The following is a 13,470-nucleotide window of genomic DNA, read 5'->3' on the forward strand; positions in this document are numbered from 1 at the left end:
GCACAAAAGAAAACGGCCGGGAGACACCGGCCGTTTTTGCAAACATCGACACGCTAGCCGGCTTTAGAACTGGTAGCGGAAGCCCAGCTGCAGCGCCCAGCGGGAGATGCCCTTGTCGTCGTAGACGGTCGCGGCATCCGGCTCATTGAAGCGGTAAACATACTTGCCAGTCGCCGCGTCGATACCGCCGTATTCAGCAACACCCTTGAAGCCCGGGAATGCGTACTCATCGACGCGGCCCCACTTCTTGTTGAGCAGGTTGCCCACGTTCATGACGTCGACCCAGATCTGCGCCTTGTTGCCATCGAAGAAGCCAGGAAGCTCCTGCTCGATGTGTAGATCGAACTGGTTGACCCAGGAATTACGTACCGCATTGCGGCCAGCAACCTGGCCCTTGTGCGTGGACAAGTACTGGTCATTGTTGACGTAGTTCCAGAACGCGTTTTCTTCGGCCGCGTTACGGAACAGCACATCGCCGCGCGCCGCCGGGATGTACAACAGGTCATTGGAGCGACCGTCGCCATTGGCATCGTTGTCGAACGTATAGCTGTAGGGACGACCGCTGCGGCCTTGATACACCAGACCGACCTTCGTTGCAAAATCGCCGAAGAAATTATGCTTCCACTGCAGCGTACCCAGGAAACTGTCCTTGATTTCGTATGCCGAGGTTGCATTGACCTCTTCATTCGCCTGGAAGGTTGCGGTGTTGAGCAGCTGCGACCCCGAAGTGGAACTGGTCAGACCGCTGACTTCCTTCGCGTTCGAGTAGGTGTAAGCCAAGCTCCACGACCAGTCGCTGTCGTTGAACGGCTTGTTCAAGCCGACAGTGAAACTTTGCGAGCCACCCTGATCGGTGGGGCGCGCAATGATGGCATCGTTGAAGCTCATGTTGCGACCAGCACGGATATCGGTACCGCTGTTCACACATGACGAACCAGCCGCCACACCCGTTTCGCGGAGACATGCATTACCCAGGGAATTCCAGTTAGCCGGATTGCGGCCATTGGCATTCCAGTAGATATCACGACCATCCTGGCCAACTGCCGTCGGATTACCGAGATTGAGCTGCTGGTAATAAATCGCTTCCTTGACCTTGGTCACCACACCTTCCATCGAGGCGACGATGCCGTACCACGGCAACTCGGTATCGAAGGCGAGGTTTGCTTTCCAAACGGACGGCTGGCTCAGATCCTTGTCAACAAAGTCGACCGACTGCGTGGCGCCCGATGTTCCGCGCGGCTGGTTGTTGATATCCGGCGTGAAGCGGATACCACTGTTGGACGCGTTGTTGAAGTTGTAATCGGTATAAGCCAAACCAGTATTGGAATACGGATTGGACAACCAAACCGACGCGGCAGCACCCTGGAACAGGCCAACGCCGCCACGCAGCTGGGTCGGACGATCTGCATCGAAGGTGTAGTTGAAACCAAAGCGCGGCTGCCACAAGCCGTTGCCGTCAATGGTTTCATCATTGCGAAGACCGAATGCGTTAAACGCAGCCTGGTTGAACTGCGGCGAGTTCTTCACCATCGGCTCGTCATAACGCAGGCCGAAGTTCAGTGTCAGGTTGCTATTGACGGCCCAAGAATCCTGCAAGAACACGCCCACGTTCCGCACGCCCCACTTCGCAGCGATATTGTCGATACCGGTGGGCGAATACGAGTAACGATACGCGTTCGGCAAATTTGCCTGGTAATTGGCAACCGAGTTGAAGGTGTAGCTACCGAAAACACGCGGACCATATAAGTTGTAGATGTCGTTGTCTTCGTAGTCGAACCCGAACTTGACCGTGTGGTCATTCAAGAACAGCGTGCCGGCGAAGAAGGCGTTCCAGGTTTCGGTGCGCAACTCGTTAGCCTGAGTATTGGCTTCAGTACCCAGATTTAAAGTGTTGTTGCCGAAACGCACGGCGATGGCCGGCAACTGCGATGCCGCAGTACGAACTGCCGAGTAATCGCGATAAGACACCTTGGCTTCGGTCGAAAAAGTATCGGTCCAGTCGCTGAACAACTGACCGGTGTAGGTCTCGAGTTCGAAGTCGCGCACATAGTGGTACGAGTTCAACGCCAGCTGATTGTTGCCGAACCCATTGAGATTGGCCGTGCTCTGCTCGGACTTGCCATAGCGGAACGAACCACGATGCTTGTCGCTGATGTTCCAATCCAGCTTGAAGCCCTTCTCTTCTGAATCAGAATCCAATGCCGGCAAGGCCAGGGTCCCAGGGTCGAAGCCATAGACATTGCGCGAGATATCGATCACCTGATCGACCTGCGCCTGGGTAATACCGACTTCATTGCTGGCACCAGAACCGGCTGGACCGTAGCCACTGTTACCGGTAAACACACCCTTACCCTTGTACTTCTCATAGTTGGCGAAGAAGAACAATTTGTCCTTGACGATCGGGCCGCCCAGAGTCAGACCATACGTCGCTTCGTTGTCGAACAGCTGCGGGCGGATGTTGTTCTGATTCTTGCCCGACCAGTCGTTCTCGCGATAAGTGCCGTAGACCGAACCATGGAATTCGTTGGTGCCCGACTTGGTGACGGCATTGATCACGCCACCGGTGCCGCCACTGATCGTCACGTCGTAGTTGGCCACGTCCACCGAGATTTCATCAATGACGTCCATCGAGAACGGCTGGCGCGGGGTCGGCAGGCTGTTGGATTCCAGACCGAAGGCGTCGTTGGTGCTGATGCCGTCGACGCGGATCGCGTTGTAGCGCGGGTTCTGGCCGGCGATGGAGATTTCGTTGCGCGCCTTGTCGGTTTGCGCAACGCGCGGATCCAGACGCACATAGTCCTGCAGGTTACGGTTAATCGACGGCAGCGACTCGATTTCTTCGCGGGTCACGTTGGTGCCGGTACCCATCTTGTTGGCGCTGAAAATGGCCGAGCCGTAATTGCCGGCGATTGCCTGCACAGTGCCCAGCGTCGCCAGATCGCCGCCCAGAGCGGCATCGACCTGATTGACCTTGTCCAGATTCAGATACACGCCTTCGCGGGTGGTGTTGCCAGCGCCCGAAGCGGTAATGGTAATGGTGTACGGCCCGCCCACACGCAAGCCGCGCGCGTTATAGCGTCCGCTGGCATCGGTGGTGGCGCGGCTGACCGTTCCGGACTCCACGTGCGTAATGGTGACTTCGGCGTTCGGGACGGGCTGGCCGCCACTGCCGGTCACCAGGCCGGCGACGCCAGCCGAGGTGCTTTGCGCAAACACAGGAGCGGCGGCGAGCGCGGCGACAAGGCCAAGCGTCAGCTTGGACATGCGGAGATAACGGGGGTGGGTCATTTCGGTAGCCTCGATACAGGTTGGGCAGTGACAAAAAGGCGCAGTCAGCCCAACCGTTCCCGGGGGTGGGCTGCCGATGATCTGGGGTCCCTTGCCGCGCGACTGGTTGCTGCCGCAACGGTTAACAACAGATTAACACGCTAAGCCCTGATTGTGACGACGGCGTGACAAACTTCGCGCGCTGCTACATGAACTGCGAAGGTCAAGGCGTAATCGCCAGATCGTGCAAGGTCGCAACTTGAGCGAGACGCCCATCGCGCCTTTGAAGCTACGAAGTGGCCAAATTGGGGCAAATCGCCCAAACGCTTGCATTCGGCCATGGCGTGCGTGCTGCACATGGGGTTGCCATCTGTCGATGCGCCCCACCGAATATGACATTCCACCTGCACTCATGCGTCAGTGACGGATCAACCTCAAGACAGTCGCCAGCGGCCAAGGGCTGCGCCGCCTTTCATCGTCCAGAGCCCATTGCGTCGCACCGCTAGATGTCCGGACGCGACGGCGCGCTGGTTGCCGGCACCATGGACCGTGCGCACGTAACCCACGGCCAGTGCGGGTTGAAACCCCGGGCCATCGATGCGTGTCGACGCACACACGCGGCGCGATCGCCAAGCCGCCCCGAGCTGCGCTAGATCGACACCGGCAGCTTGAAGTACGTGCCCAGGCCGTCCAGGAACATCTGTACCGAGATGGCGACCAGCAGCATGCCCATCAGGCGCTCGATGGCCGTCAGGGCGCGGTGGCCGAGCAGTTTGTACAGCAGCGGCGCGGCGGCCAGGATCGCCGAGGCGCCGATCCAGGCGATCATCAGCGCAAGGCTCCAGTCCCACAGCCGCGTGGGCTCGTTGCTGCCCATGAGCATCACCGCGGCCATGCCGGACGGGCCGGCCACCAGCGGGATGGCCAGCGGCACGATGAAGGGTTCGCCGTCGGGAATTTCGCCCATCAGGCCTTCGGGCCGCGGGAAGATCATGCGGATGCCGATCACAAACAGCACGATGCCGCCGGCAATGGCCACCGATTCCTGGCGCAAGTGCATCAGTTCCAGCGCGTACTTGCCGCCCCACAGGAACGCCATCAACACGCACAGCGCGATCAGCAGTTCACGCGCAAGCACGAAACGCTGGCGCTTGGGCGGCAGCGGCTTGAGCACGCTGAGGAACACTGGAATGTTGCCCAGCGGGTCGAGAATCAGAAACAGCAGCAGCGCCGCAGAAAGAATGGTCATACCTGCGGACTCCAGATCGCACCGCGATGCGTCGCCCCTGCGGCTGACAGCATGCTGACGCATGCAGGTGCGTAACGTGCGGCATCGACCGCGTCGTTGTCTTCGTGATGGGTGAAAGCGCGTGCGCGCAATGCGGTGCGCATCGGGCCGGGCTGCAGGCCGCCGACGCGGACCGGGCCGGCGGCGGTTTCATGATGCAAGGTGGCGATCAAGCCGCGCTGCGCATGTTGGGCGGCGCCATACGCCCCCCAATAGGCCTGACCCACGCGCGCGGGGTCGTCCACCACGAAGACAGCTGCCGCATCGTCCTGCTGCCGCAACAGCGGCAGGCATGCCTGGGTCAGCCAGGCGCGCGCGGTCAGGTTGACATGCAGGGTGCGTGCGAAATCAGCGGGTGAGACGAGTTCGGTTGGCGTCAGGCCGGAAAAGTCGGCAGCGCACTGCAGCAGACCATGCAGGCCACCAAGCTCGGTCTGCACCCGTTGCGCAAGCGCGGCGTAGTCGTCCGGGGTGGCGCCGGCCAGATCCAGCGGATACAACAGCGGCTCGGCACCCAGCGCTGCAACCGCGTCGTAGACGCGCTCCAGCGGGCGCACCTTGCGACCAAGCAGCACTACCGTGGCGCCGGCAGCCGCGCATGCCTGCGCCGCGGCGGCGCCGAGGCCACCGGCGGCGCCGGTGATCAGCACGACGCGCCCCGACAAGGCAGCCGACTGCGGCTGGGCCTGCACCGAACTCACGGCTGGTACGCCTCGCTGACGATGCGCTTGAGCTCGCCGGCTTCGAACAGTTCCAGCGTGATGTCGCAGCCGCCGATCAGCTCGCCATGGATGAACAGCTGCGGAAACGTGGGCCAGTTGGAGTAGCGCGGCAGATTGGCGCGCACTTCAGGCTCTTCCAACACGTTGACCGTACGCAGTTGGTCGGCACCGGCGGCCACCAGGGCCTGCACGGCGCGACTGGAAAACTCGCACATCGGAAATTGCGGGGTGCCTTTCATGAACAGCACGATCGGGTGTTGTTCGACTTCGGCCTGGATCCGTTCCATCACCGGCATTGGACTCTCCTGACTGGGAGCGGCAGGCCCGACCGCCGGTCGGATAAACTTCCGCAAAGGCGCGCATTGTAAGCCTTCAGCGCGACCTATCGCCGCACTCCCTTCGCTGCCACTGCCATCATGCCGATCGAACACGTTGCACTGCCCTATTCCCGCGCCGCCCTGGAACCGCATCTGTCGTCTGCGACGCTGGAGGCGCATCACGGCGTCTGTCACCGCAGTGAGGTCGAACAGCTCAACGCACGCCTGGAAGGCAGCGAGTTTGCCGAGCTGACGCTGGAAGACATCATCGCGCAGGCGCAGGGCACGTTGTTTCATCTGGCCGCGCAGGTGTGGAACCACAATTTCTATTGGCAGTGCCTGCGTCCGCGCGCTGGCGGGGAGCCGCTTGGGCGGCTGGGCGACGGCATCGCCAAATCGTTCGGCGACTTCGTGCATTTCAAGCAGGAGTTCAATCGCGTGGCCCTGAGCACGTTCGGCTCGGGCTGGGTGTGGCTGGTGCAGCGCCCGGACGGCGCGCTGGCAGTAGTCGCCACACCCAATGCCTCCACCCCGCTCACCGGGCCAGACATTCCGTTGCTCGCCTGCGATATCTGGGAGCACGCGTATTACCTGGACTACCAGCAGGATCGTGCGCGCTATCTGGAGGCTTTCTGGAAGCTGGTCAACTGGGATTTCGTCGCAAGCCGGCTGGGCTGACCTGGCCGCTCAGCTTCCAGCCGCAGATGCGGACCGGCTCATCTGCTGACACATCGCAGAACGGGTCCGCGTCCGACACCGACGCGCCCGCGCAAACGGAGGTGTCGTCGCGCGTGATCGCAACCGAAACGCTACGCGCCTCACCCTTCGTTCAAACGCGCAACCACCGGCCGAGCTTGCGCATCGCGCTGCAACGCCGCGCCGGCATCGCTCACCGCCAGTGCCAGCGCCTGCGCTGTCTCCGCGCGCAGCGTTGCGTGCCCCACCTTGCGTCCATCGCGCGCTTGCTTGCCGTAGTCGTGCCAATGCCCACCGGGCACCGCCAGAAACGCCCTGGCCTCTGGCATCGCGCCCAGCCAGTTGAGCATGCAGGCGTAGCCGCGCATCGCAGTACTGCCCAGTGGCAAGCCAAGGACGGCCCGCACATGATTTTCGAATTGCGAGGTCTCGGCACCTTCGATGGTCCAGTGCCCCGAGTTATGCACGCGCGGCGCCATTTCGTTGGCCAGCAACTCACCGTCGCGCACGAACAGTTCCAGCGCAAATACACCGACATAGTCGAGCTTTTCCGCCACGGCACGCGCGTGCGATTCGGCCGAGGCTTGAAGGGCCGCCTCCACGCTCGCCGGTGCCAGGCTGGCCGACAGCACACCGTCCACATGCCAGTTTTCGGTCAACGGCCAGGCGCGGAATTCGCCATCGCGGCCGCGTACTGCAACCACGCTGACCTCGCGCTGGAACGGCACGAACGCTTCCACGATCAACCCGACGTGCGCCGCCTGGGCGCCAAGCGCGTCCCACGCTGCATCGGCATCGGCGAGCGTCTTGATCCGGAACTGGCCCTTGCCGTCGTAGCCGAAGCGGCGCGTCTTCAGCACGCAGGGCGTACCGATCCGCGCGAGCGCTGCGTCCAGGCCGACGCGGTCGTCGATCGCGGCAAACTCGGGCACCGGAATGCCGAGTTCGCGGAACAAGGTTTTTTCGCTGAGCCGGTCCTGCGCAACCGCAAGCGCCGCCGGACTCGGAAACACCGGCACCTGCGCGGCAAGTTGCTGCGCGCTGGCGGCCGGCACGTTTTCGAAATCGAAGGTGATCACGTCCACCTGCCCGGCGAATGCGGCAAGGGTCGCCACGTCATCGAACGCGCCAACCTGCAGCGGTGCCACCTGGCCTGCGCAGGCATCGACTGCCGGATCGAAGACCGCAAAGCGTATGCCGAGCGGCGCACCGGCCAGTACCAGCATGCGCGCCAGCTGGCCGCCACCGAGAATGCCAACCGTGCTCATTGGCGCGGGTCGTCGCTGGCCATGACATCGTCGGTCTGCTTGGCGCGGAACTGCGCCAGCGCCTGACCGACCTGCGCCTGCTCGGGCGCCAGCATGGCCGCCGCAAACAACGCCGCATTGGCCGCGCCCGCATTGCCGATGGCGAAGGTGGCCACCGGAATGCCTGCAGGCATCTGCACGATCGACAGCAGCGAATCCATGCCGTTCAGCGCCTTGGACTGCACCGGCACGCCGAGCACCGGCACTGCGGTCTTGGCGGCCAGCATGCCCGGCAGGTGCGCCGCGCCGCCGGCGCCGGCAATGATCGCGCGCAGTCCGCGTGCGCCCGCCTGCTCGGCGTAGGTGAACAAGACGTCCGGGGTGCGGTGCGCCGAGACCACCTTGACTTCGTACGGCACGCCCAGCGCGTCGAGCTTCTGAGCTGCATGTTGCATGGTCTCCCAATCCGAACGGGAACCCATCACGATGCCGACCAGCGGCGCGGAGTGGTTGGAGGTCATGGCCCTGCCCTGCGGTAAAGACGTATTCTAGCCAATCTCCACGCAAGACAAGACTTCGATGGATCGCAAATTGCTCGACCTGCTGTGCTCGCCCGACACCCGCCAGCCGCTTTCGCTGCTCGACGGCAAGGGCCTGGAAGCACTCAATGCCGCCATCGCAGGCGGAACCCTGCAGCGCGCCGACGGCACCGCACAAACCCAGCCGCTGCGTGAAGCGCTGATCACCCGCGACCGCAAGCAGATCTTCCGCGTCGACGACGGCATTCCGGTGCTGCTGGCCGAAGAAGCCATCGCCACCGCACAAATCGCCGACTTCCCCGAGAAGTGAGCCTGTCTCAGCACACCAACGTGCCGGCCGCGCCGCCCGCCGAATCGATCGACGCCGACGTAGCGCGTGCCCTGGCCGAAGACATCGGCAGCGGCGACGTCACCGCCGCACTGCTACCCGACCAAGCCGACAGCGCCTACCTGCTGTGCAAGCAGGACGCGGTCATCGCCGGCCGCCCCTGGTTCGATGCCACCCACCGCGCGCTCGACCCGCAGGTACGCATCGACTGGCACGTGCACGAAGGCCAGCACGTCGGCGCCGGCACGGTGCTCGCGCTGTTGCAGGGGCGCAGCCGTAGCCTGGTCAGTGCCGAACGCACTTCGCTCAATTTCATGCAGACACTGTCTGCCACGGCGACCACCACCGCGGCGTATGTGACTGCGGTGGCCGGGACGCGCGCGCGCATCCTGGACACGCGCAAGACGCTGCCGGGCCTGCGCGCCGCGCAGAAATACGCCGTGCGCTGCGGCGGTGGCGACAATCACCGCATCGGCCTGTTCGACACGGTGATGCTCAAGGAGAACCACATCCGCGCCGCCGGTTCGCTGAGCGCGGCCGTGCATGCCGCACGCGCGCAGCAACCGCAGCTGCCGCTGGTGGTGGAAGTGGAAACGCTGGAGCAACTGCACGAAGCACTGCAGGTTGGCTGCACGCGCATCCTGATCGACGACTTCGACCAGGCCATGCGCCGAGAAGCGGTGCGTCTCGTTGCTGCGCTACCGCCGGAACGACGCATTCCGCTGGAAGTCTCCGGCAGCGTGGATCTGGCCGGCATTCGCGCAATTGCCGAAGACGGGGTGGACTGCATCTCGATTGGCGGACTCACCAAGCATGTGCAGGCAGTGGATCTGTCGCTCAAACTCGGCCCACCGCCAGCGCGCTGATTTCACGCGTGCGCGCAGCCGGCTCTGGCAGCCTGCTGCGATTGTTCCGTGCAGGACCTGCAATGACCGTCAAACCTTGGCCGTGGATCTGCTTCTTGCTGGCAGGTATCGGAAGTAGCGCTGCGGCTGCGGAGGTGTGCGATATCCCGCCACGGTTCGGAACGAGTCCTGCCGCGATCGCCATCGTGCGCAGCGCCTGCAATGAGCATCGGTTGTGGCAACGCCCGTTTATCGATGCCAAGGGACGCCTGGCCAGCCTGGGCGTCACAGAAGCCGAATCGGGCTATCTCGCCGATCACGGCGTGGTCGCCTGGCAACGCGTTGCAGGCTACTGGCGCGACAGTGGCACGCTTGCGTCGATGGGCGGACGCCCCGGCGCATCGAGCTGCGCGGCACTGGATGGTACGCGCTACACCGCCAGCGACTGCCGCGCATTTCTGATCGACAACCCATGGTCGGCCGCTTTCATCTCCTGGGTGATGACGCAGTCGGGGCTGAGCGGTTTTCATCGCTCCGCGCGCCATCTGGATTACATCCGCAGCGCCTACAACGACGGCACTACCGGACCGTACCGGTTCACCGATCCAGCGGTCGAGAAGCCGGCGCCCGGCGATCTGCTGTGCCTGCTGCGCGGCCGCAGCACCGCGTTGGGCTATGCCGGCCTGAAGGCCGCGCTGGGCGGCAGCGCACCGATGCCATGGCAGTCGCATTGCGATGTGGTGGTGGCCGCCAACGTCGGCGGCGATCGCACGCTGTATCTGATCGGCGGCAACGTATTCAACACGGTGATGATGCGCAAGATGCCGCTGGATCGCGCCGGCCGCGTGGTGTTGCCAACACCGCAATCGGACAGCAGCCAGGACCAGAACGAAGACAGCCTGGGCATCGCCAGCGAATGCACGCCGGCGCACGAAGACCTGTGCGACTTCAATCGCCGCGACTGGGCTGCGCTGTTGAAGCTGCGTCCTGATGCAGCGATGGTTGCGCCGCCACCCACTGCGCCGCTGCCGACACCCGACACCGCACCCACAGAACAAACGATGCCGCCGGGCTTCCCACGCGTCGTGCCGCCGCGTCCGCAAACGCAGCAAGCGCCGACGGAGCAGCAAGGATAGATCGAAGCAGTAACGCCGGGCGTACCCTCATCGGTCCCTGCGGGGCACCTTCTCCCAATGGAAGAAGGATTCAAAGCCCCTCTCCCGCGGGAGAGGGCTTGAGGTGAGGGTACGGTGCGAAGCCCTTGCTCGCCTTCACCCCATTCAGCGTTGCACGCCCCCGTCCAGCGCTGTGCGCCCTTCTCCAGAGATGAAAAGAAATCCAAGCCCCTCTCCTGCAGGAGAGGGCTTGGGGCGAGGGTACGGGCAAGCCACTTACGTTCCGAATATCACGAGGCCTTGCACGTACCCTCATTCGCCCCTTTGGAGCACCTTCTCCCGCAGCGAGAAGGGATCAAGTGCACAACAAAAAAGCGGGCCGAAGCCCGCTCTTTCGTCATGCATCACGCATGCTGCATCAGCACGCTGCGATTACTCGGCCGACGCCTGCACGCCTTCGCCTTCTTCCACTGCCTTGATCGACAGACGGATGCGGCCCTGCTTGTCCACTTCCAGCACCTTGACGCGGACCAGATCGCCTTCCTTCAACTTGTCGCCGACCTTCTCCACACGCTCGCTGGAAATCTGCGACACGTGCACCAGGCCGTCCTTGCCCGGCAGGATGGTGACGAACGCACCGAAGTCCATGATCTTGGCGACTTTGCCTTCGTAGATGCGGCCCGGCTCCACGTCCGAGGTGATCTGCTCGATGCGCGACTTCGCAGCCTGCGCGGCAATGGCATTGACGGAGGCGATGATGATCGTGCCATCGTCCTGGATGTCGATCTGCGTACCGGTTTCCTTGGTGATGGCCTGGATGGTCGAGCCACCCTTGCCGATCACTTCGCGGATCTTGTCCGGGTGGATCTTGATGGTCAGCAGGCGCGGCGCGTAGTCGCTCAATTCCTGACGCGGGGTGGTCAGCGCATGGGCCATCTCGCCCAGAATGTGCAGGCGGCCAGCCTTGGCCTGCTGCAAGGCCTGCTTCATGATCTCTTCGGTGATGCCTTCGATCTTGATGTCCATCTGCAGCGCGGACACGCCTTCGGCAGTACCGGCCACCTTGAAGTCCATGTCGCCGAGGTGATCTTCGTCACCCAGGATGTCGGAGAGCACGACGAAGTCGTTGCCTTCCTTGACCAGACCCATTGCGATACCCGCGACCGGCGCCTTGATCGGCACGCCGGCATCCATCAGCGCCAGCGAGCTGCCGCAGACCGATGCCATCGAGGACGAACCGTTGGACTCGGTGATTTCCGAGACCACGCGAATGGTGTACGGGAATTCTTCCAGGGTCGGCATCACAGCCAGCACGCCGCGCTTGGCCAGGCGGCCGTGGCCGATTTCGCGGCGCTTCGGCGCACCGAAACGGCCGCACTCGCCCACCGAGTACGGAGGGAAGTTGTAATGGAACAGGAAGTTTTCCTTGTACTCGCCCGACACTGCGTCGATGACCTGACCGTCGCGCGCGGTGCCCAGCGTGGTGATCACGATCGCCTGCGTCTCGCCGCGGGTAAACAGCGCCGAGCCATGGGTCCGCGGCAACACGCCAGCCTTGGCGCTGATCGGACGCACGGTGTCCAGTGCACGGCCGTCGATACGCACCTTGCTGCTCAACACCGAACCACGCATGGTCTGGTATTCCAGCTCGCCGAATTCCTTGGCCAGATCGCCGGCAGCCCAGCCTTCGATGGTGGCGCGCGGCGCCAGTGCGCCCAGCACGTCCTTCTTGATCGCCGAAATCGCATCGCGGCGCTGCAGCTTGTCGCGCACCTGGAATGCCGACGCGAGCTGATCGCCCACAGCTTCCTTCAGTGCGGCGATCATGCCCTCGTTCTTTGCCGGAGCCACCCAGTCGGACGGCTTGGTGCCGGCTTCGACGGTCAGCTCGTTGATGACGTTGATGACCTTCTGCATCTCGCGATGACCGAACGTCACTGCGCCCAGCATCACTTCTTCGGACAGCAGCTCGGCTTCGGACTCGACCATCAGCACCGCGTTGGCGGTACCGGCCACGACCAGCTCCAGCTGCGAATCCTTCAGCTCGGTCACGGTCGGGTTGAGGATGTATTCACCGTTCTTGTAGCCGACCTTGGCAGCGCCGATCGGGCCCTTGAAGGGGGTGCCGGCCAGCGACAGGGCAGCCGAGGCGCCGATCAGCGCGGCGATGTCGCCGTCGATGTCCGGGTTCATCGACATCACGGTGGCGATGATCTGCACTTCGTTCTTGTAGTCCTCCGGGAACAGCGGACGGATCGGACGATCGATCAGGCGCGAGATCAACGTTTCCTTCTCGGTCGCGCGTCCTTCGCGCTTGAAGAAGCCGCCCGGGATGCGGCCGCCAGCGTAGAACTTCTCCTGATAATCGACCGTCAGAGGAAAGAAGTCCTGCCCTTCGCGCGCGCTCTTGGCGGCGACGGCGGTGACCAGCAGTACGGTGTCGTCGAACTTGACGATCACGGCGCCGCCTGCCTGGCGAGCGATTTCGCCCGTCTCAAGAGTGACGGTGTGCTTGCCGTACTGGAAGGTTTTGGTGATTTTTGCCACGGAGGTTTTTTCCCTTAGGTATTGCTGTCTGCGTTGGACCGTCGTCGACCCATGCCGAGAACGGGCGGCCGGGAGGCTCCGGCCCAAGAGTGCGTATTGCTTAAGACGTAGTGCGATTGACCAAAACAAAACCGCGGCGCATCGCTGCGCCGCGGCGGTAGGACTCGATTAGCGGCGCAGGCCGAGCTTCTCGATCAAGGACTTGTAACGCTCGTTGTCCTTCTTTTTCAGGTAGTCGAGCAGGCTGCGGCGACGATTGACCATCTGCAGCAGACCACGACGGCTGTGGTGATCCTTCTTGTGGGTCTTGAAGTGACCGGTCAGCAGCTCGATGCGGGCGGTCAGCAGAGCGACCTGCACTTCCGGCGAACCGGTGTCCTGGGCGCTGCGCTTGTTGTCTTCAATAACTTTCTGGGTGTCGACGGACATGATGTTTTCTCGATAGATGCGTGGTCGACAGGAACGTGCGTGACGCACCGTCGGACTCGCCGTTTGCTTAGGATGAGCGCGCTTGGCGCTGAGGTGCCCCGATCGGGGCCGCGAAATTGTAACGTCGCCC

At 63.1% G+C, this 13,470-nt stretch carries 12 protein-coding genes; 4 read left to right on the forward strand and 8 right to left on the reverse strand.

The genetic code is table 11. From position 1 onward, the window contains the following. Window positions 1–63: 63 nt before the first annotated feature. The 4 genes from LN450_RS11925 to grxD form a co-directional block, all read right to left on the reverse strand. Window positions 64–3,288 (reverse strand): TonB-dependent receptor, encoded by a 3,225-nt coding sequence (locus LN450_RS11925; RefSeq protein WP_011347926.1) that lies wholly within the window; start codon window positions 3,286–3,288, stop codon window positions 64–66. A gap of 628 nt (window positions 3,289–3,916) precedes the next feature. Further along, complete coding sequence (locus LN450_RS11930; protein ID WP_011347927.1) at window positions 3,917–4,516, reverse strand: YhgN family NAAT transporter; 600 nt, start codon at window positions 4,514–4,516, stop codon at window positions 3,917–3,919. After that, a complete protein-coding gene (locus LN450_RS11935; RefSeq protein WP_011347928.1) occupies window positions 4,513–5,256 on the reverse strand; it encodes an SDR family NAD(P)-dependent oxidoreductase in 744 nt (247 codons plus the stop codon). The genes LN450_RS11930 and LN450_RS11935 overlap by 4 nt, the downstream gene beginning before the upstream one ends. After that, a complete protein-coding gene (gene grxD, locus LN450_RS11940; protein WP_003485599.1) occupies window positions 5,253–5,573 on the reverse strand; it encodes a Grx4 family monothiol glutaredoxin in 321 nt (106 codons plus the stop codon). Before grxD ends, LN450_RS11935 begins: the two co-directional genes overlap by 4 nt. A 120-nt stretch (window positions 5,574–5,693) precedes the next feature. Between grxD and LN450_RS11945 the strand changes: the two genes are divergently transcribed. Further along, entirely contained in the window at window positions 5,694–6,272 is a 579-nt protein-coding gene (locus LN450_RS11945) for a superoxide dismutase (RefSeq protein WP_008570987.1), read from the forward strand. A 140-nt stretch (window positions 6,273–6,412) separates the two neighbouring features. Here LN450_RS11945 and LN450_RS11950 read toward each other — a convergent pair whose 3' ends face one another. Then, on the reverse strand, window positions 6,413–7,558 hold the full coding sequence (locus LN450_RS11950; RefSeq protein ID WP_011347929.1) for a 5-(carboxyamino)imidazole ribonucleotide synthase: 1,146 nt from the start codon (window positions 7,556–7,558) through the stop codon (window positions 6,413–6,415). After that, window positions 7,555–8,058 (reverse strand): 5-(carboxyamino)imidazole ribonucleotide mutase, encoded by a 504-nt coding sequence (purE, locus tag LN450_RS11955; RefSeq protein WP_008570985.1) that lies wholly within the window; start codon window positions 8,056–8,058, stop codon window positions 7,555–7,557. Before purE ends, LN450_RS11950 begins: the two co-directional genes overlap by 4 nt. A gap of 58 nt (window positions 8,059–8,116) precedes the next feature. On the opposite strand from purE, the gene LN450_RS11960 reads away from it, so the two are divergent. The 3 genes from LN450_RS11960 to LN450_RS11970 all read left to right on the forward strand — a co-directional run bounded on the left by LN450_RS11960 (window position 8,117) and on the right by LN450_RS11970 (window position 10,385). Beyond that, window positions 8,117–8,386, forward strand: a complete 270-nt coding sequence (locus LN450_RS11960) for a Trm112 family protein (RefSeq protein WP_011347930.1) — start codon at window positions 8,117–8,119, stop codon at window positions 8,384–8,386. Beyond that, window positions 8,383–9,270: a carboxylating nicotinate-nucleotide diphosphorylase gene (gene nadC / locus LN450_RS11965; protein WP_011347931.1), complete on the forward strand. Its 888-nt coding sequence runs from the start codon at window positions 8,383–8,385 to the stop codon at window positions 9,268–9,270. Before LN450_RS11960 ends, nadC begins: the two co-directional genes overlap by 4 nt. Before the next feature lie 62 nt (window positions 9,271–9,332). Further along, a complete protein-coding gene (locus LN450_RS11970) occupies window positions 9,333–10,385 on the forward strand; it encodes a DUF2272 domain-containing protein (RefSeq protein WP_011347932.1) in 1,053 nt (350 codons plus the stop codon). A 411-nt stretch (window positions 10,386–10,796) separates the two neighbouring features. Here LN450_RS11970 and pnp read toward each other — a convergent pair whose 3' ends face one another. Both pnp and rpsO read right to left on the reverse strand, forming a co-directional pair. Continuing rightward, window positions 10,797–12,911, reverse strand: a complete 2,115-nt coding sequence (gene pnp, locus LN450_RS11975) for a polyribonucleotide nucleotidyltransferase (protein WP_008570980.1) — start codon at window positions 12,909–12,911, stop codon at window positions 10,797–10,799. Between the two features lie 168 nt (window positions 12,912–13,079). Then, window positions 13,080–13,340, reverse strand: coding sequence for a 30S ribosomal protein S15 (gene rpsO, locus LN450_RS11980; RefSeq protein WP_003485583.1), 261 nt, complete (start codon window positions 13,338–13,340; stop codon window positions 13,080–13,082). Window positions 13,341–13,470 lie beyond the last annotated feature (130 nt).

The sequence above is a fragment of the Xanthomonas euvesicatoria pv. euvesicatoria genome, assembly GCF_020880415.1.
In the GTDB taxonomy this organism is placed as follows: domain Bacteria; phylum Pseudomonadota; class Gammaproteobacteria; order Xanthomonadales; family Xanthomonadaceae; genus Xanthomonas; species Xanthomonas euvesicatoria.

Bases quoted from the DNA above. Each gene is read 5' to 3' on its own strand.
- LN450_RS11925 (WP_011347926.1), bottom strand. From the start codon at position 3,288: ATGACCCACCCCCGTTATCTCCGCATGTCCAAGCTGACGCTTGGCCTT.
- LN450_RS11930 (WP_011347927.1), bottom strand. From the start codon at position 4,516: ATGACCATTCTTTCTGCGGCGCTGCTGCTGTTTCTGATTCTCGACCCG.
- grxD (WP_003485599.1), bottom strand. From the start codon at position 5,573: ATGCCGGTGATGGAACGGATCCAGGCCGAAGTCGAACAACACCCGATC.
- LN450_RS11945 (WP_008570987.1), top strand. From the start codon at position 5,694: ATGCCGATCGAACACGTTGCACTGCCCTATTCCCGCGCCGCCCTGGAA.
- LN450_RS11950 (WP_011347929.1), bottom strand. From the start codon at position 7,558: ATGAGCACGGTTGGCATTCTCGGTGGCGGCCAGCTGGCGCGCATGCTG.
- purE (WP_008570985.1), bottom strand. From the start codon at position 8,058: ATGACCTCCAACCACTCCGCGCCGCTGGTCGGCATCGTGATGGGTTCC.
- LN450_RS11960 (WP_011347930.1), top strand. From the start codon at position 8,117: ATGGATCGCAAATTGCTCGACCTGCTGTGCTCGCCCGACACCCGCCAG.
- LN450_RS11970 (WP_011347932.1), top strand. From the start codon at position 9,333: ATGACCGTCAAACCTTGGCCGTGGATCTGCTTCTTGCTGGCAGGTATC.
- rpsO (WP_003485583.1), bottom strand. From the start codon at position 13,340: ATGTCCGTCGACACCCAGAAAGTTATTGAAGACAACAAGCGCAGCGCC.